This window comes from Epibacterium ulvae (assembly GCF_018678075.1).
GTDB lineage: Bacteria > Pseudomonadota > Alphaproteobacteria > Rhodobacterales > Rhodobacteraceae > Epibacterium > Epibacterium ulvae_A.
Genome location: NZ_JAHHIR010000096.1, coordinates 1 through 18,357, shown reverse-complemented (window position 1 = coordinate 18,357; position 18,357 = coordinate 1). Strand labels below are relative to the sequence as shown.

The window sequence follows — 18,357 nt, the reverse complement described above, 5'->3', positions numbered from 1 at the left end:
ACCGCATGTCAGAGAACCTGTTCCCGAGTTGGCCCGACGTCGCCGCACAGCTGATCGAGGTGGCCGCCGGCCGCACACCCGCTGATACCGTAATCCGCGGCGGACAATGGGTGAATGTACACACCCGCGAAGTCCTGCCCGACCACGACATTGCAATCAAATGTGGACGCATCGCCTATGTTGGCACGGATGCATCCTATTGCTGCGGTCCAGAGACTGAGGTGATCGAGGCCAAGGGCCGGTTTATGATCCCCGGCCTGTGCGATGCCCATATGCACATCGAAAGCGGCATGTTGACGCCAGCCGAATTTGCGCGCGCTGTCATTCCCCACGGAACGACAACAATGTTCACCGACCCGCATGAGATCGCCAATGTTATGGGCCTCGAAGGTGTGCGGTTGATGCATGACGAGGCGCTGATGCAGCCCGTCAATATCTACACGCAAATGCCAAGCTGCGCCCCATCCGCGTCCGGGTTAGAGACGACCGGGTTCGAAATCACACCCGACGATGTGGCCGAGGCGATGGCTTGGCCGGGTATCATTGGCCTGGGGGAAATGATGAACTTCCCCGGTGTCGCAAATGCCGACCCGAAAATGCTTGCCGAGATTGCAGCCGCCCAGCGCGCCAATAAAACCGTCGGCGGGCACTATGCCTCACCGAACCTAGGGCCCGATTTCGCCGCATATGTTGCGGGCGGCCCGGCTGACGACCACGAAGGCACCAGCGAGGCGGACGCGATCGCGCGAACCCGCCAAGGTATGCGCGCCATGATGCGCCTTGGCTCGGCATGGTATGACGTAGAAAGCCAAATTACTGCCGTTACGGAAAAAGGGCTGGATAACCGCTCCTTCATTCTGTGCACCGATGATTGCCATTCCGGCACGCTGGTGAATGATGGCCATATGAACCGCGTTGTGCGTCACGCCATCACATGTGGCTGCGACCCGCTGGCCGCACTGCAGATGGCCACCATCAACACCGCAACCCATTTCGGACTGGAGCGCGAGCTGGGCTCGCTGACACCGGGACGGAGGGCTGATGTCATCCTAACGTCGGATCTGAGCGAACTGCCCATTGAACTGGTAATGGCCCGTGGTCAGATTGTTGCGGATTCAGGCTCTATCAATGTCGATTGCCCGCATCTGGATTGGCCAGACCACGCACGCGGCACCATTCACCTGGGCCATACATTGCAAGCGCGAGACTTTGAAATCCGGGCACCAGACGGCGCAAATACCGTGACCGCCAATGTCATCGGCGTGGTCGAGAACCAAGCCCCGACCAAGGCTTTAAAGGCCGAGCTTCCGGTGGTTGATGGGCTGGCCGAAGGGGCCGGTGATGTATGTCAGATCGCCTTGGTCGAACGGCATCGCGGCACTGGCGGGGTTACCAACGCCTTTGTCTCGGGCTTTGGCTACACCGGCAACATGGCGATGGCATCCACCGTGGCCCACGACAGCCACCATATGATTGTCGTCGGCACAGACCGCGCGCAAATGGCCCTGGCAGCCAATCGCCTGGCTGAGGTGGGCGGCGGCATAACGATCTTCCGCGATGGCGCAGAGCTGGCGCTGGTTGAACTGCCGATTGCTGGATTGATGTCTGATCAGCCCGCAATCGAGGTCGCCGCCAAAGCGCAAAAAATTGTTGAGGCGATGGAGGCCTGCGGATGCAACCTTAACAACGCCTATATGCAGCATTCGCTGTTGGCCCTGGTCGTGATCCCGGAAATCCGCATCTCCGACCTTAGCCTTGTGGATGTCACCCAATTCAAGAAAATTCCAGTAATCGAAGGTTTTAAATGACGCTGAAGACACCAACTGCGCCGTCCCACGAAAAATACACGGATGCCGAGGCTGCGGTACAGCGTCTGGTCGAGCTTTATGAATGCGCGACAGATTTTCTGAGCAACGCCTTTGCCGATGTCATGCTTAACGGCCCCAAGGGCGATGTGCATTTCCGGGCGTTCTACCCAGAAATTCGCTTCGTCAATCCGTCCTTTACCCGGGTCGACAGTCGGCTGAGCTTTGGTCATGTCTCGGCCCCTGGAGCCTATGCCAGCACGATTACCCGTCCAGATTTGTTCCGAAGTTATCTGGTTCAGCAGATCCAATTGTTGGTCAAGAACCACGGGCAACCGGTCGAGATTGGGTTTTCGGACACGCCTATTCCGGTGCATTTTGCCGTTGCCAATCGCGATGACATCACGGTGCCACAGGACGGGGCGGCCGGGTTTTCACTGCGGGATACGTTTGATGTTCCGGACCTTGCCACCACCAACGATGACATTGTGAATGGCACCTATACGGCGCCGGATGATGTGGGGCCCTTGGCCCTATTCACTGCGCAACGGGTAGATTATTCGCTGGCGCGATTGTCGCATTACACCGCCACCGATGCGGAGCATTTCCAGAACCACGTGCTCTTCACCAACTACCAGTTCTATGTTTCCGAATTTGAAGCCTACGCACGTGAGATGCTGGCCGACCCGAAATCCGGCTACACAAGTTTTGTCAGCACCGGCAACCATGAGATCTCTGACCCAACGGCTGAGATCCCGGCCAGCGCAAAAATGCCTCAGATGCCGACCTATCACCTGAAACGTGCGGATGGGCACGGCATCACCTTGGTCAACATCGGCGTCGGCCCGTCCAATGCAAAAACAGCGACCGACCATATTGCCGTTTTGCGTCCCCATGCCTGGTTGATGGTGGGTCACTGCGCGGGCTTGCGGAACACCCAGGCCCTTGGCGACTTTGTACTGGCCCACGCCTACCTGCGTGAAGACCACGTCCTGGACGATGATCTACCGATTTGGACTCCAATCCCGGCGTTGGCGGAAATCCAAGTTGCATTGGAACAAGCGGTCGCGGATGTCACCCAGCTCGAAGGCTACGACCTGAAACGTGTGATGCGGACAGGCACTGTTGCGACGATCGACAACCGCAACTGGGAGTTGCGCGACCAATCGGGCCCGGTTCAACGTCTCAGCCAGTCGCGTGCCGTCGCATTGGATATGGAAAGTGCGACGATCGCGGCCAATGGGTACCGGTTCCGGGTTCCTTATGGGACGCTTCTGTGTGTGTCGGACAAGCCTCTGCACGGGGAATTAAAACTGCCGGGCATGGCGTCAGATTTCTACAAAACACAGGTTTCGCGCCATCTGCAAATTGGTATACGGGCTATGGAAGCACTGCGAGGCATGCCGCTGGAACGGTTGCACAGTCGAAAATTGCGTTCTTTCGACGAAACCGCCTTTCTTTGACCCTGAAAAAGCATCGAGTTTCGACGAAAAATCGCTGAAACCCCTTTGTTTTGGGTGTCTATCCGTTGTGTTTAACCACAACATACCGGTAGTATTCTGCGATGAGGCCCTACAAATCGGGCAGTCGTAAGGAGAATTAATAATGTCCAAACCGATGACCAAAACACAACTGGTTGCCGCGCTGGCCGACGAAATGGGCAGCGACAAGAAAACCGCAGGTACAGCGCTCGAAGCAGTCTGTGATCTCATCACTCGCGAAGTATCCGGCGGTGGCGCTGTGACTTTGCCTGGCGTTGGCAAGATCTACTGCCGCGAGCGTCCGGAGCGCGAAGTGCGCAACCCGGCAACCGGTGAGAAATTCATGAAAGAGGCGGACAAAGTTGTGAAAATGACCATCGCCAAAGCTCTGAAAGACAGCGTGAACGGCGAAGCCTGATCACGAAGCTGTCGTCACGGCATTCAAAGGGTCGCTCCATGAGCGGCCCTTTTTCATTGCGCGCCGTATTTATGTGATCGAAGTTCTTCACGATTGCGGCACGGGACATCGGGAAACAGCGTCGCATTGCGTTTTTTCTTTGAAACTGCCCTGCGGCACACCATCTTCAGATCGAAGGTCACAGAACGAGAGACGCTATGACGGACTACACCAAAAACCCCGACGCCATCGCGCAACTGTCGGAAGAAGAATTCTATGTGACCCAGAAATCGGGCACCGAACGCCCGGGCACCGGCAAGCTGCTGGCGAACAAAGAACCGGGTATCTATGTTGATATCGTATCTGGCGAGCCGCTTTTTGCGTCGTCTGACAAATATGAATCCGGCTGCGGCTGGCCCAGTTTTACCAAGCCGGTTGAGCCCGCCTATGTGCAAGAGTTGAAGGACATGAGCCACGGCATGATCCGCACCGAGGTGCGGTCCACCCATGGCGACAGTCACCTTGGCCATGTCTTTCCGGATGGTCCCCAAGACAGAGGCGGGCTGCGGTATTGCATCAATTCGGCGTCGCTGCGGTTTGTGCATCTGAACGACATGGAAGCCGAAGGATACGGCGACTACATCAATCAAGTGGAGGTCTAAATGAACCATTCTGAACGTGCAGTTTTGGCGGGTGGGTGCTTTTGGGGCATGCAGGAATTGATCCGCACCCGACCAGGCGTCATCTCAACCCGCGTGGGATACACTGGCGGCGACGTGCCCAATGCGACCTACAGAAACCATGGGACCCACGCTGAGGCGATCGAAATTCAGTTTGACCCTAGCAAGACCAGCTTTCGCGCCTTGCTAGAGCTTTTCTTTCAAATTCACGATCCAACGACGGTCAACCGTCAGGGTAATGATGTTGGTATGAGCTATCGGTCGGCCATCTATTATGTCGACGAAACGCAAAAAGAAATCGCGACCCATACGATCGCCGACGTCGACGCCTCGGGTATTTGGCCCGGCAAGGTTGTCACCGAAGTCGAACCCGTCAGCGATTTCTGGGAAGCTGAGCCAGAGCACCAAGGTTATCTGCAGCGCATTCCAAATGGCTACACCTGCCATTTTCCCCGTCCCGATTGGGTCCTGCCCAAACGCACCGTGGACGCAGCCTAACACGGCTTGGTGGGGGCTTTATTGGCCCCCAGCTATGCCGCAATACGCGGCCGTCCGGTGGCCTCTACCGAGATTTCTGCTTCAACAAAGACTTCGCGGTTTTCCACCTGGGTTGAGCGTATATCCCGCGCGGTCGTTACAGTGACATCCACAGCGCCTGCCCGTTCAATGGTCTGACGCGCATGTTCCGACAGGGTTTGCTCAAGCACGGACAATGCCTCCTCCTTGGATCGGAAATCCTGTGGGCCACTCTCAAAGTGGACACGGAACAGGCCCTCGCTTGGGGCGGTGACGTGTCCTTGAAGCCGCTCTGACAGACGTCCCACGACAGCTCCAATTGCATTGGCCACCTCTGCATGCTCTGGCAGCAACACGGGCAGATTCAAACGGTCGCCAACGGCCGGATAATAGGTTGCGGCGGAGGCACCCAACCCAACAACATCCACGTTTATCGCAGCATCCAGGGCGATCAAGCCACGGTGCCCTGCCAACGCACGCTGGATCAGCGGGTGATCAACAAGGTTTTCCGCCGGGGTATCAAATCCGGGATCCTCGCTGAAAACAGTCTCTAACAGCGCAGAAACTGTCTGCGTTGTCAGCTGATCGACAATCATCTGCGCTAGGTGGACTGCGTCTTTTGCCAGGGGTTCACCAGTGCCGATCCGTCGTTTTGCCAGAAGCGTCAATGCTTTTTCAGCGGCAGCCACATCCCAGCTTGCCTGTTGCCCCAAGACATGGCTTGCGTCGGTCGGTGTAACCCCGGCGAGCTGTACTACCCCGCGCTCCCACAATCGATTGAGCGCGCCGTGTTCCATCCGTGTTTTCAACACTGCCGAAAGGGGTTCAACACCCTCTGAGAGGCGATCCAGCAACGCCTGATCTCGTAGAGCCAAACCAGACGTCGGGACGCCTTTGATGCGTCGTACGAAACGGCCATCCAATTCCGTGACCAACGGTGCGCTCATAGCCAAGTCCAACGCGCGATGCACGGTGTCGGGCGCATCCATCGCCATCAGTGAGACGGGCACGACCCGTTTGGGCCCAAGCACCACACCGCCGGTCAATCCGCTGGCTTTGACATGCACCTGACTATCACCGCCCAAGCCCGTTGTCCGCATGGCAACAGCCTCGACCATGGTGCGGTGTTGCCCGACCCGCGCGCCCTGTGAATCAAGCGCCGGTTTGCCATCGCGGATCAGGGCCACGTCGGTTGTTGTGCCGCCGATATCGCTGACAATGGCGTCCTGCGCACCCGTGAGCCAACTGGCACCCACAATCGACGCCGCAGGGCCGCTGAGGATGGTTTCAATCGGGCGGCGGCGAGCCTCTGCACCGCTCATCAAGGCACCGTCGCCACGGACAACCATCATCGGAGCCTCAACACCAAGTCTGCGCAATGTATCCTCAGCCCGGCCAATCAAGGCGTCAATCATCCCGATCAACCGCGCGTTCAACACGGCAGTCACGGCGCGCTTGGGGCCGTTCAATTTGGCCGACAGCTGGTAGGAGCATGTCACCGGCTTTTGGCTGCGCTGGCGAATACGTTCGGCCACCAGTTGTTCATGACTTGGGTTGCGGGTGGAGAAGAGAGACGCCACGGCAAAGGCTGATACATCCGCTGCCGTTGTCTCAAGAAACGTATCGAGCGCTTCCAGATCCAGCGCTGCGGCCTCTGTGCCACTGTGGGTATGACCGCCGCCGATACAGGCGACAGGATCACCGGCAAGAGCATCGGCCAAACCATGCCGCTCCAAATCGCTCTCATCGAACCCGACATAAACCAGCGCTACCCGTCCGCCCTGCCCCTCAACCAAAGCATTGGTGGCCAAGGTGGTCGACAGGGATGCAAGGCCGATGCCAGCGGGTTTGGTGCCTGACTGGCTTAGTACAGCCTCAACCGCGGATCCGATCCCAATGGCCAGATCCTGCCGGGTCGTTAACGCTTTGGCTGAGGCAACGACCTCAACCTCATCGCGCACCAGAACAACGTCCGTGTAGGTACCGCCTGTGTCTACGCCTAACGCCAGCCCCATCGCTGCTTTCCTCTTTCATTGTGTCCTTGCGGGAATAGCGATCCTGGGCGACATGTCTTGTCCAGAACCGTCAACTGAGCCGGTCCACCGCCCATTTCGCAGCATCAGCCACCGAAGGATCATCATCGTCGCACAGCGCCTGCGCAACTTGAGTAAGCGCTGGGTTTTCACTGTTGCCAATGGCGTACAGGACATTGCGTACAAAACGGTCGCGACCAATGCGTTTGATCGGTGATCCTGAAAAAACGCTCCGGAATGCTGCATCATCGAGACGCGCCAGGTCCGCCAAGGGTGGCGCGTCAAGGTCATCGCGTGCGGCATACCGCATATCGCTCGCGGCGACAGCGAATTTGTTCCAGGGACAGGCCGCAAGACAGTCATCACATCCGTAAATTCGGTTTCCCAACAACGGGCGCAGCTCAGCGTCGATCGGGCCTTTGTGCTCGATCGTCAGATAGGAAATGCACCGACGCGCATCCATCTGATACGGGGCTGGGAAGGCATCTGTTGGGCACGCTGTCAGACACGACCGGCAGGATCCGCAATGATCCGGTTCAGGGGGATCCACCGGTAAGTCCAGCGTTGTAAAAACAGAGCCTAAAAAGACCCAATTGCCAAAGTCCCGGCTGACCAGATTGGTATGTTTTCCCTGCCAGCCAAGTCCGGCTGCCTGTGCCAGCGGCTTTTCCGGAACCGGGGCGGTGTCCACAAAAACCTTCACCTCGGTCTGCGCACTCGTCTCAGCAATCAGCCAGCGCGCCAAACGTTTCAGGCGTTTTTTGACCAAGTCATGATAGTCCTTGTTCCGCGCATAGACCGAAATCGCGCCATGGTCTGTGCGGGCAACCGCTGCCATCGGGTTCTCATCCGGTGTGTAGCTTTCGGCTAGCATGATGACAGACTTCGCCTCTGGCCACAGCTGGGCGGGATCTCCACGCCAATTCTGGCGCTCCGCCATCCATCCCATTTGCCCGTGAAACCCGTGCTCAACAAACACCGCTAGGCGGTCTGCAACTTCTGGGACATCCCACGGACGACAAATCCGGCAGGAGACAAAACCTTCTGCGATGGCCTGTTGAACCAAGCGGGCCTTAAATTCTGCCAAGTCTGTCATCGGGTCAGGCGCACTCTCGATAGGAATGGGGTGAAGCAGCCCAAAACGGCGCTTCCCGCAACTCTATCAGAAATCGAGATCGGCGTAATGGACCGGCGGGCGAAATCCCGAGATCTGATCTGCCAGGATGGACCGAAACGCCGGACGCGACTTTATCTTGGCGTACCAATCCTTCACGATGGCAGACCGGTTCCAATCCACATCAGAGATATAGTCCAGCGACGACAAATGGGCGGCGGCAGCAAAATCGGCCAGCGTCATCTTATCGCCGGCCAGCCAACGCCGATGGTCCAACAACCAGGCCATGTAGTCCAGGTGGTATTTGATCGCCTTGGCACCTGCTTTGACGTTCTTGCTGTCGGGGTAACCTTCGCCGGTGACCTTTTTGTTGACCCGCTCATAGAGCAGTTTCGAGGTGACCTCATTATGGAATTTATCATCGAACCAGCCGACCAAGCGTCGAACCTCAACGCGGGTGTCAGGGTCGCTTGGCATCAACGCAGGCTCGGGGCGCGTTTCTTCGATGTATTCGCAGATGGCCGCGCTTTCGGTCAGGATCTTTCCATCCAGACGCAGCACCGGGACCTTGGCAGCCGGGTTGCGTCGCAGAAAATCTGGATCCTGCTCCCAGTAGCGTTCTTCGATCAGTTCAACTTCAATCTTCTTTTCCGCCAAAGACAGACGGACCTTACGACAAAAGGGGGAGAGCGGAACGTGATAGAGGCGGGCCACCTAAGCAGACTCCAAAAATAAGATATGAGAACCCCTCCACAGATGCCCAATACTGACGGAAGATTCAATCCTCGAAACACGCGGAACGGCCATCCGCGCGGATCGTGGCCGCACCATCGGCAATTCGCGCTGCTCGTTTTACAAGCCCAGCCGTCGGTTTTGCTGCGGATCGCCCTTTTGGATTTGGCAGCACAGCCGCCAACAACGACGCCTCGCGCGCCGAAAGCTCATCCGGACCTTTGCCAAAATATCGCCGGGCACCGGCCTCAACGCCAAATACGCCTTCGTCGGTCTCAGCCACGTTGAGGTAGACTTCAAGGATCCGCCGTTTAGTCCAAACGGCCTCGACCATGGGCGTGAGCAACGTCTCAAGCGCTTTGCGGAACCAGCTGCGATGCTGCCACAAAAAGACATTCTTGACCACTTGCTGCGACAGGCTGGAGCCGCCGCGTTGACCGCCGTCTTGCAGTGCCGATTGAATCGCCTCGAGATCAAAACCCCAATGAAGGCAATAATTTGCATCTTCGGCCGCCACAACGGATCGCACCAGAACCGGGCTGATATGTTCGATGGGCACCCATTCGCGGTCCACATCACCCAGGCGGCGTTTTTCGGACCAAATTGTATGGGTGATGGGTGGATTGACCACGGAATAGAGCAACGCAAGCGATGTGACAGTCGCAATCGCGATCAGAAGGCTGCGCAAAATCCAACGGCGTAGCCACGCAATCGGTCGAAACCGTCGCTTGCCTGTCTTGCTCTTTGCAGAGGTTTTTGTGCTTTTTGCCCGACTTGCCATGTCTTCTCTATACGGCAGTCGGTCACAGAGCTCCAAGAGGAGATTCTGGATAAAAAATAACCCGCAGGTGTTCCGCCTGCGGGTCCAGTTGGGGATCAGTTAATTTCTATTATTCAGCCGGGATTACCTTGTCTTCGAGCGACAAAGGCTGCGGCAGTTTGTTCAGCATTTCTTTTGGGCAAACCTGGAGGAAGTTGAATTTTTCATTGTCCCAGTTTTGCAGGATTTCAGCGGCTTTGCGGCTGCCGGTCTCTTTTAGATGTTGTTCGATCAGCGCCTTCAGCTCACCTTCCCAATGCGCCACGGTGACCTGGCACACGACCAGAGATTCCATGTTCATCATTGGGTCGGCTTCTGCTTCTGGATCGTAAAGATACGCCATACCGCCTGTCATACCCGCACCAAAGTTGGCACCGATCGAGCCGAGGATCACTGCGATACCGCCGGTCATATATTCACAACCGTTCGATCCGCAGCCTTCTACGACCACTTTGGCACCAGAGTTCCGCACCCCAAAACGCTCACCTGCGCGTCCTGCAGCGAACAGATAACCGTCGGTCGCACCGTACAATACGGTATTTCCGACAATTGTGTTCTCACTTGCGGCCAATGGGCTCACTTGTGGAGGGCGTACGGTGATTGTGCCGCCAGACAGACCTTTGCCGACATAGTCGTTGGCATCGCCGGACACTTCCAGTTTCAAACCCGGAGCTGCAAAGGCACCCAAAGATTGGCCGGCAGACCCCTGCAGTTTGACGGTCAGGTGGTCGGGCTGCAGAGTATTACGCATACCAAAGTTCTGCACGATGTGGCTGGAGGTCCGGGTGCCCACGGTCCGATGCGTGTTTTGAACTGCATAAGACAGCTGCATCTTCTCACCGTCTTTCAGGAAGCGCGCAGCGTCCTGCACGATTTCAGCGTCCAGCGTGTCCGGAACAGCGTTGCGCTCCTTGTCACGGTTATAGACGATGTCATGCGCGCCATCGACGGTGATCAGCATCGGATTGAGGTCCAAATCATCCAGATGCGCCGAGCCACGAGAGACCTGCGCCAGCAGATCAGCCCGACCGATCACGTCGTCCAAGGAGCGTGCGCCGATCGACGCAAGGATTTCCCGCACTTCCTGCGCGTAGAAGGTAATGAGGTTCACAACCTTGTCCGCGTTGCCGGTGAACTTGCCACGCAGTTCTTCGTCTTGGGTACAAACGCCAACCGGGCAGGTGTTCGACTGGCACTGACGCACCATGATACAACCCATCGCGATCAACGCGGCGGTGCCGATGCCGTATTCCTCGGCACCCATCATCGCCGCCATGACGATGTCACGCCCTGTGCGCAGGCCACCATCGGTCCGCAGGGTGACGCGGCTGCGCAGGTTGTTCATCGCAAGAACCTGATGCGCTTCGGTCAGACCCATTTCCCATGGCAAGCCACAGTATTTGATCGAGGTCGCAGGCGACGCACCGGTGCCACCATTGTGGCCCGAAATCAGGATCACGTCGGCCTTTGCCTTGGCAACACCTGCCGCAATGGTGCCCACGCCAGAAGACGCCACCAGTTTCACGGTTACCTTACAGCGCGGGTTGATCTGCTTCAGGTCGTAGATCAGCTGCGCCAGATCCTCGATCGAGTAGATATCGTGGTGCGGTGGAGGTGAAATCAGGGTCACGCCTTTGGTGGAGTGACGCAGACGGGCGATCAGGTCGGTGACCTTCATGCCGGGCAGCTGGCCACCTTCGCCGGGTTTTGCACCCTGCGCGACCTTGATTTCCAACTCTTCGCACTGGTTCAGATATTCCGCGGTTACGCCAAACCGACCCGATGCCACCTGTTTGATCTTGGCAGATGGGTTGTCGCCATTGGGTTCTGGGTGGAAATGCGCCGGATCTTCACCGCCCTCACCCGAATCCGACTTGGCGCCGATACGGTTCATTGCAACGTTCAACGTCTTATGCGCCTCGGGCGACAAAGCCCCCAGGGACATGCCCGGCGTAACAAAGCGTTTGCGGATCGAGGTGATCGATTCCACCTCTTCGATGGCAATCGGCTCACCCAAGGGTTTGATGTTCAGAAGATCCCGCAAATGGATTGGCGGGTTCGACTGCATCTTGTTGGAATATTGCTTCCACAGCTCAAACGACGCCCGATTACACGCCATCTGCATCATATGCATGCTAGTCGCTTCCCACGCGTGGGTTTCGCCAGATTTACGCGCCTTGTAGAAGCCACCGATGGGCAAGACACCCTCTGCCGTGGCCCAACCTTTGATGTGGATCTCTTCGGCTTTCTTTTGGATCCCGTGGATACCAATGCCCGAGATACGCGAGATCATGCCGGGGAAGTATTCCGCAACCATCGCACGGCTCAGACCAACGGCTTCAAAGTTCAGGCCCCCACGATAGGAGGAGATAACCGAAATGCCCATCTTGGCCATGATCTTCAAAAGACCTTGGTCAATGGCTTCGCGATAGCGCGCGACGTTTTCCGTCAGGCTACCGTCCAGCAGACCACGTTCGATCCGATCCGACAGCGAATCTTCCGCCAGATAGGCGTTCACAACCGTCGCACCACTGCCGATCAGAACCGCAAAGTAATGCGGGTCAATGCATTCTCCGGCACGCACGTTCAGCGAGCAGAAAGTCCGCAGACCTTGGCGGGTCAGATGCGAGTGTACAGCCGAGGTCGCCAGTATCATCGGCATGGCAATTTTGCCGTTACCGGAATGCTGATCGGTCAGAACGATATGACCGGCACCCGAGCGCACGGCCTCTTCGGCTTCGGCGCGGATACGGGCGAGGCCTGCGTTCAACGCGCCTTGACCTTCTTCGAAGGTACAGTCGATTTCAACTAGGGGCGCATTGAACTGCTCTACCAGCTCAGACCACTGCGCGTTGCCCACAAACGGGCTTTCGAGCACGATAATTTCGGTCTGCGAGCTGTCTTCGTCCAGCACGTTTTTCAAGTTACCAAAACGAGTCTTGAGCGACATCACGCGGAATTCACGCAACGAATCGATTGGCGGATTGGTCACCTGGCTAAAGTTCTGGCGGAAGAAGTGGCTCAGCGGGCGGTACATTTTGGACAGAACCGCAGACGGGGTGTCATCCCCCATCGACGCCAGACTTTCCTTGCCGTCTTCGGCCATTGGCGACAGGATTTGTTCCAGCTCTTCAATGGTGTAACCGGCAGCAACCTGACGGCGACGCAGTTCTTCGCCTTGGAACAGCGGTTTTTCGGTGACTTCGGCCAGCGCTTGGTCGACGTCGTTGATTTTCTCGACCCATTCGCCAAACGGCAGTGCACGCGCCAGTTTGCCTTTGATCTCGGTGTCGTGGAACAGCTTGCCCTTTTTCATGTCCACGGCCAGCATCTGACCAGGGCCAAGCGCGCCTTTTTCCACCACGTTGGATTCGTCGATGGTCACCATGCCAGTTTCGGAACCCGCAATGACCAAGCCATCTCCGGTCACGACATAACGCATCGGACGCAGGCCGTTGCGATCCAGACCTGCACAGACCCAGCGACCGTCGGTCATCGCCAACGCAGCTGGACCATCCCAAGGTTCCATCACAGAGTTGCAATAGGAATACATGTCACGCCAAGCTTGTGGCAATTCCAACGCCTGTTTCGACCAGCTTTCGGGCACCAGCATGGTTTTCGCCATGGGCGCAGAACGGCCTGCACGCACCAGAACCTCGAACACGGAATCGAGCGCGGCGGAATCGGAAGAACCCGACGCCACAATCGGCTTGATGTCTTCCGCGTAGTCACCGAACGATGCCGAGGCCATACGGATCTCGTGGCTTTTCATCCAGTTCAGGTTGCCCTTCAGCGTGTTGATCTCACCGTTGTGGGCCAACATGCGGAACGGTTGTGCCAGCCACCACTGTGGGAATGTGTTGGTGGAATAACGCTGGTGATAAAGCGCAAACGCGGATTCAAAACGTTCGTCCATCAGGTCGGGATAGAAAACCGCAACCTGTTCCGCCAGCATCATGCCTTTGTAGATGATCGACCGGCACGACAGCGAGGCGATATACAGCTCTCCAACTTGCGCAGCAGCAGCCGCTTTTTCGATGCGGCGGCGGATGACATAGAGCTCGCGTTCAAATGTCTCTTCGTCGACGCCTTTGGAGTTCGAAATCAGGATCTGCTCGATCTCAGGACGAGTCGCATTGGCTTTGTCACCCAGGCACGACACATCCACCGGCACATGGCGCCAGCCATAGATGTAATAGCCCATGCGCAGAACTTCGCTTTCGACGATAGTCCGGCAGGTTTCCTGTGCACCAAAATCGGTCCGTGGCAGGAAGACCTGACCAACCGCGACTTGTTCGTCTTTGTGCGGCTTGTGGCCGGTACGTTCGATCTGGTCGTAAAAGAAAGCTTCCGGGATCTGCACGTGGATGCCCGCGCCATCACCGGTCATGCCATCAGCGTCTACCGCGCCACGGTGCCAGATCGCTTTCAGCGCTTCGATGCCGGCGGCAACCACGTTGCGGCTCTTCTTGCCGTCAATGGAGACCACAAGGCCAACACCACAGGAGGAATGCTCTTCGTCTTCGGAATACAGCCCGTTTTCAGCCATCCACTTACGCTTGGCTTCTTCTGCGCGGACCCAATCTGCATCATATTTGGTCATATTCATATCCTTTCTCAGGCGGCGGCGCCTCGCCCTTGCGGGGGCGCTCAAGCCGCTGTTGGAATTTTTTCGAAGTTACTCGGCTGCGACGGCAGAACTTGCGTTGAACCGCTCAAGGATTGCATCGGCGCAATCACGACCGTCCTTGATAGCCCAAACCACCAGCGACGCGCCGCGTACGATGTCACCCACCGCATAAACACCGTCCATCTCGGTCGCACCGGTCTGAAATTCGGCCTTTACCGTACCCCACCGTGTGACCGGCAGATCGGGTTGATCCCAAAGCGTCGGCAGGTCTTCTGGCTCAAAGCCAAGCGCTTGGATTACGATATCTGCGTCTTCGACGTAATCTGCGCCTTCGATCACTTCCGGTGCTTGACGTCCAGAGGCATCGGGTTGGCCCAAACGCATGCGCTGCACCATCACACCGGATACCTTGCCATCCTTGTCGGCAAAGCCTTTGGGCGCGGACAGCCATTCAAAGATCACACCTTCTTCTTCGGCGTTTTGCACTTCGCGCTGCGAGCCAGGCATGTTCGCCTTGTCACGACGGTAAAGACATTTGACCGAGGTCGCACCTTGGCGGATCGAGGTCCTGACACAGTCCATGGCGGTGTCGCCGCCACCGATCACAACCACATTCTTACCGGCCGCATTCAGGGTGCCGTCCTCGAATTCCGGGATGCTATCGCCAAAGTTCGACGCTTTGTTTGAAACGGTCAAAAAGTCGATCGCTTTGACGATACCTGTCGCGCCGGAACCTGGCATCGCCAGATCGCGGGACTTGTACACGCCGGTTGCGATGACCACGGCATCATGTTTTGCGCGGATCTCTTCGAAAGAGATATCCTCACCGATGTTGCAGTTCATAACAAAGGTCACGCCGCCGTCTTCCAGCAGCTTGTTGCGGCGCATTACAACGTCTTTTTCCAGCTTAAAGCCGGGAATACCGTAGGTCAGCAGACCACCCGCACGATCGTAACGGTCGTACACAGTGACCTGAACACCGGCCTTGCGCAGCATGTCTGCCGCGGCCAGACCGCCGGGGCCCGCACCGATGATACCAACAGATTCAGAACGTTCCGCCATAGGTGCCGCTGGTTTCACCCAGCCCTTTTCCCACGCCGTGTCGGTGATGTATTTCTCAACCGCGCCAATGGTAACAGTGCCGTGGCCGGACTGTTCGATCACACAATTGCCTTCGCACAAACGGTCCTGTGGGCAAATACGGCCACAGATCTCGGGGAAGGTATTGGTGGCCTGGCTGGTCACATAAGCCTCTTCCAGACGACCTGTCGCGGTCAAGCGCAGCCAATCTGGGATATTATTGTGCAACGGGCAATGCGACTGACAATAAGGCACACCGCACTGGCTGCAGCGGCTCGACTGTTCTTCGGCTTTTGCAGCAGCGAACTCAGCATAGATTTCGTCGAAATCTTCCTTGCGTACATCTGCGGTTCTCTTTTCGGGCATGTCGCGGTCGACTTGCACAAATTTGAGCATCGGTTGCTTGGCCACAGCTAAGAACTCCATTTTTGGCTAGCCCCTACACCGGGTGTATTTGAGCATAGCGGTTATTGGTAAATCATGCTGACCTAAATGGCCTGCCGTTTCTCTGGTCATACCTAGATTCCGGACGATGTACAGAGTTTTTAGGTCCGAATCGGAACTACTTGATGGACTTTCTTTTCATCACAATGACTTATAGACAGATTACACAGTATGTATGAACTCAGTACCGACAGGACTCCCCATGTCATTGTTTCACCTCTTTATTGTTGCGATTATCCAGGGTCTTACCGAATTCCTGCCAATCTCATCATCCGGCCACCTGATTCTTCTGCCTGAACTCACTGGCCTGGACGACCAAGGGCAGCTGATTGATGTAGCTGTTCACGTCGGCACGCTCTTTGCCGTCGTCCTCTATTTCTGGAGCGATGTACGCGGCGGGGTGATCGGGCTTGGCACGCTCGCCCGCGGTAAAGTTGACACGCCCGGCGCAAAGCTCGCACTGGGGCTGATCATCGCGACGATCCCCACAGTCCTATTTGGCGCCTTCCTGCATTTCACCGGTCTAAGCGATGCGCTGCGATCGATGACGGTTATCGGCTGGACCATGCTTGGCTTTGGCATTGTTCTCTATATTGCGGACCAATGGGGACCCACGCGCAAAGACATCGGCGACTGGGGTGTAAAGGACGCGGTTATCCTAGGCCTGTGGCAAATGCTTGCCCTAATCCCCGGCACGTCACGTTCGGGCATTACGATCACCGGTGCGCGACAACTCGGCTATACCCGCGAAGAAGGCGCGCGGATCGCCATGCTGATGTCCATTCCGACCATCTTGGCCTCAGGACTGCTGCTGGGGGCAGAGATGGCCGTTGAAGCCAACACAGGCGTTATGCGCGATGCGGCGATTGCGGCGGGGCTTGCCTTTGCCTCGGCTCTCCTCGCGCTCACCCTTATGATGCGCCTGCTGCGCAGTGTCAGCTTCACACCTTATGTGATTTACCGGATCATTCTTGGCGTGGTCCTGCTGGTCATCGCCTATAGCGCCTGAGCCCAAACAAAAAAAAAGGCGCCGCGTGGCGCCTTTTGAAATCCGGTCTGGATCGCTGTATCAGATATCGCCGCGCAAATTTTGCGCAGAGCCAACCATTTCATCATATTGACCCGACGGGCGGAACTTCCACAGGTACGTGGGCAGCACCGATGCCAGTGTAACAGGGCGAATACCAAGATCGGCAAAGCCTTTTGCATCTTCTGCGACAACATTGTCGGACTTGAGGTTTTTCACCTGATCAGCCGTCAGCATCTTGTTCTCGATCAGCTGGCAGGTCACTTTTTGAACCAGGTCGCACCCAAAGGCCATCAGACGGGCAGCAAAACCAGGAAGCGACACGATGATGGCACGGCGGTGAATGACACCCAACATCTGCTGCATCAAGGCGCGGAAGGTTTTCACCTCAGGCCCGCCAAGATCGTACGTTCCAGCCTCAGCCTGTCCCAATGCGCCAGAAACTGCCGCCTTGGCGACGTCATCGGCAAATACAGGTTGGAATTTGGTCGAACCGCCTGCGATCGGCAAAACGGGAGACATCCGCGCCATTCCAGCAAAACGGTTGAAAAATTCATCCTCGGTGCCAAAGACAACCGACGGGCGCAGGATCACGGCATCTGCACGATGTTTGAGCACACCAGCCTCGCCTTCGGCTTTGGTGCGCGCATACTCGCTTGCGCTTTCCGCATCCGCACCAATGGCTGACATGTGCACAAAACGCGCAACACCTTGCTCGGCTGAGATACGTGCGACCCGTTCGGCGCCATCTGCGTGAACCGCTTCAAACGTGTTCTTGCCGAGGCCATTAAGGACGCCAACACAGTTCACAACCGCATCAGCACCTTCCATGACAGAAGCAACCGAGGCGTCATCGCGAATATTGCACAACACCGGTTCAACCTGGCCGGGAACGCCATAGGGTTTAACAAACATTGCTTCATTCGGACGGCGCACCGCAACACGAACACGCCAGCCTTCTTTGGCCATGCGTCGCGCAATATAACGGCCCACAAAGCCGGACCCACCGTAGATCGTGACCAGTTTGGACATCAGTTGGCTCCCAATTCTAGCTATGGATCTGATTTATCGCTCTCAGACCTTTGGAACAAGGCGCAAAACGAAAATGAATGCAGCCAATTGAGGGCAAACCACATCATTTCACTGTTCGCCCATCTCCATCTGAGTATTTTCCAAAATCGTCAAAATTCCGTTTGACCTCCCCAACGTCTCCCCTTATACGCCCGCTTCACGACATCTGTGCCCAGATGGCGGAATTGGTAGACGCGCTAGCTTCAGGTGCTAGTGTCCTTATGGACGTGGAGGTTCGAGTCCTCTTCTGGGCACCAGAATTCCCCAAGAATGTCCCTGCCCTCTTCACCCATCGTGCAAAACGCAACTACTTGTTCAGTCCCGGCATCTGGTGGATCGGGTCGATGATGAATTGATCTGGCTCGGAAGTCCAGATTTTGCAGATGTTTTCGCAGGGCGTGAGGCTGCTGCGCGTTTTGTGTCTGCGGGCAAGGGTGTCGGCAGCCATGAAGTCGCCGAGATGTGTTCGTGGCTGTCGTAGTGGTCTCGCTTCACTGTCGCCTCCTTGATCGTGCGGTTCATCCGCT

General features: G+C 56.8%; 13 protein-coding genes, 1 tRNA gene and 1 pseudogene. 7 read left to right on the top strand and 8 right to left on the bottom strand.

From position 1 onward, the window contains the following. The first annotated feature begins 5 nt into the window (after positions 1-5). From ade to msrA, 5 genes are all read left to right on the top strand, one after another. Positions 6-1,808 carry an adenine deaminase gene (gene ade / locus KMP13_RS18780; RefSeq protein ID WP_215267515.1) on the top strand — a complete coding sequence of 601 codons (1,803 nt, stop codon included), beginning with the start codon at positions 6-8 and terminating at the stop codon, positions 1,806-1,808. Next, the gene (locus KMP13_RS18775) at positions 1,805-3,268 is read left to right on the top strand and encodes an AMP nucleosidase (protein ID WP_215267513.1); all 1,464 of its coding nucleotides are present in this window, start codon (positions 1,805-1,807) and stop codon (positions 3,266-3,268) included. The genes ade and KMP13_RS18775 overlap by 4 nt, the downstream gene beginning before the upstream one ends. 142 nt (positions 3,269-3,410) lie before the next feature. Further along, positions 3,411-3,704, top strand: a complete 294-nt coding sequence (locus KMP13_RS18770) for an HU family DNA-binding protein (protein ID WP_215267512.1) — start codon at positions 3,411-3,413, stop codon at positions 3,702-3,704. A gap of 197 nt (positions 3,705-3,901) precedes the next feature. After that, positions 3,902-4,345: a peptide-methionine (R)-S-oxide reductase MsrB gene (gene msrB / locus KMP13_RS18765; RefSeq protein WP_215267510.1), complete on the top strand. Its 444-nt coding sequence runs from the start codon at positions 3,902-3,904 to the stop codon at positions 4,343-4,345. Beyond that, the gene (gene msrA, locus KMP13_RS18760) at positions 4,346-4,861 is read left to right on the top strand and encodes a peptide-methionine (S)-S-oxide reductase MsrA (protein ID WP_215267508.1); all 516 of its coding nucleotides are present in this window, start codon (positions 4,346-4,348) and stop codon (positions 4,859-4,861) included. It abuts the gene before it with no gap. A 32-nt stretch (positions 4,862-4,893) separates the two neighbouring features. On the opposite strand, the gene KMP13_RS18755 is transcribed toward msrA, so the two are convergent. From KMP13_RS18755 to KMP13_RS18730, 6 genes are all read right to left on the bottom strand, one after another. Continuing rightward, positions 4,894-6,894: a hydantoinase/oxoprolinase N-terminal domain-containing protein gene (locus KMP13_RS18755; RefSeq protein WP_215267506.1), complete on the bottom strand. Its 2,001-nt coding sequence runs from the start codon at positions 6,892-6,894 to the stop codon at positions 4,894-4,896. Positions 6,895-6,964: 70 nt separating this feature from the next. Continuing rightward, on the bottom strand, positions 6,965-8,008 hold the full coding sequence (gene queG, locus KMP13_RS18750; RefSeq protein ID WP_215267504.1) for a tRNA epoxyqueuosine(34) reductase QueG: 1,044 nt from the start codon (positions 8,006-8,008) through the stop codon (positions 6,965-6,967). A gap of 66 nt (positions 8,009-8,074) precedes the next feature. Next, positions 8,075-8,740, bottom strand: a complete 666-nt coding sequence (gene fzlA / locus KMP13_RS18745) for an FtsZ-binding protein FzlA (RefSeq protein WP_215267502.1) — start codon at positions 8,738-8,740, stop codon at positions 8,075-8,077. 64 nt (positions 8,741-8,804) lie between these two features. Further along, positions 8,805-9,539, bottom strand: a complete 735-nt coding sequence (gene mtgA, locus KMP13_RS18740) for a monofunctional biosynthetic peptidoglycan transglycosylase (protein WP_215267500.1) — start codon at positions 9,537-9,539, stop codon at positions 8,805-8,807. A 109-nt stretch (positions 9,540-9,648) separates the two neighbouring features. After that, positions 9,649-14,181, bottom strand: a complete 4,533-nt coding sequence (gene gltB, locus KMP13_RS18735; RefSeq protein WP_215267498.1) for a glutamate synthase large subunit — start codon at positions 14,179-14,181, stop codon at positions 9,649-9,651. Between the two features lie 75 nt (positions 14,182-14,256). After that, complete coding sequence (locus KMP13_RS18730; protein WP_215267544.1) at positions 14,257-15,699, bottom strand: NAD(P)-dependent oxidoreductase; 1,443 nt, start codon at positions 15,697-15,699, stop codon at positions 14,257-14,259. 235 nt (positions 15,700-15,934) lie between these two features. Here KMP13_RS18730 and KMP13_RS18725 point away from each other — a divergent pair, with 235 nt between their 5' ends. After that, positions 15,935-16,741, top strand: coding sequence for an undecaprenyl-diphosphate phosphatase (locus KMP13_RS18725; RefSeq protein WP_215267497.1), 807 nt, complete (start codon positions 15,935-15,937; stop codon positions 16,739-16,741). A gap of 60 nt (positions 16,742-16,801) precedes the next feature. On the opposite strand, the gene KMP13_RS18720 is transcribed toward KMP13_RS18725, so the two are convergent. Then, positions 16,802-17,791, bottom strand: a complete 990-nt coding sequence (locus KMP13_RS18720; RefSeq protein ID WP_215267495.1) for a complex I NDUFA9 subunit family protein — start codon at positions 17,789-17,791, stop codon at positions 16,802-16,804. 209 nt (positions 17,792-18,000) lie between these two features. Here KMP13_RS18720 and KMP13_RS18715 point away from each other — a divergent pair. Next, positions 18,001-18,087: transfer RNA gene (locus tag KMP13_RS18715), tRNA-Leu, on the top strand. Between the two features lie 50 nt (positions 18,088-18,137). Here KMP13_RS18715 and KMP13_RS18710 read toward each other — a convergent pair. Then, positions 18,138-18,357: pseudogene (locus KMP13_RS18710) on the bottom strand (IS481 family transposase); the annotation flags it as partial.